The organism is Escherichia sp. HH41S (assembly GCF_009820115.1).
Taxonomy (GTDB): domain Bacteria; phylum Pseudomonadota; class Gammaproteobacteria; order Enterobacterales; family Enterobacteriaceae; genus Escherichia; species Escherichia coli_F.
In genome coordinates this window covers 1-514 of the sequence record NZ_VNXE01000034.1, presented here as the reverse complement: position 1 = coordinate 514, position 514 = coordinate 1, and the positions used below count along the sequence as shown (strand labels likewise).

Annotated in this window: 1 protein-coding gene; it reads right to left on the bottom strand. The window is 59.3% G+C overall.

Annotated elements, in window-relative coordinates; all coding sequences use genetic code 11:
• On the bottom strand, positions 1 to 514 hold a 514-nt coding region (locus tag FQZ95_RS07605; protein WP_442898505.1), incomplete at both ends, for a phage tail tip protein J-related protein.

The following is a 514-nucleotide window of genomic DNA, read 5'->3' as shown; positions in this document are numbered from 1 at the left end:
CGGTGTTCACACTGCGGATATAAAAGTAATAATCATGGCCCGGTTTGATATTGATACTGGCGGCTATCCAGTACAGCCCCGCGCCAAGGTAGCGGGCTGTGGTTTCAACCTGCCTGATATCGGTAATCCGCGTTTCCGAGAACCAGAACTCAAACTGTACCGTCGGATCATAAACCGCAAGATGCGGCGTGGCAGTTATCTGAAAATAGCCCGGCGTCAGCTCAATCCGCGACGGTGCTACCGGTGCGGCAATCCTGAACGATACCGACGCCGGATCGCCCTGCTGTCCCCACGCATTTACCGCCCGGACTGTCAGCGTGTACCGTCCCAGCGCCAGTTGCGTGAAGCGGTATGTGGTTTCCGCCGTCCGGGCCGTGCTGACCAGCCGCTCACTGCCGTCATCCGCTGCCACGGTCAGGCGAAGCATAAAGCTCACCCCCTTCACCACCTTCGGCGTGTCCCAGCGCGCCAGCACCTGATATTCCCCGCTGTCTGCGGTGACTTCGGCAGTCAG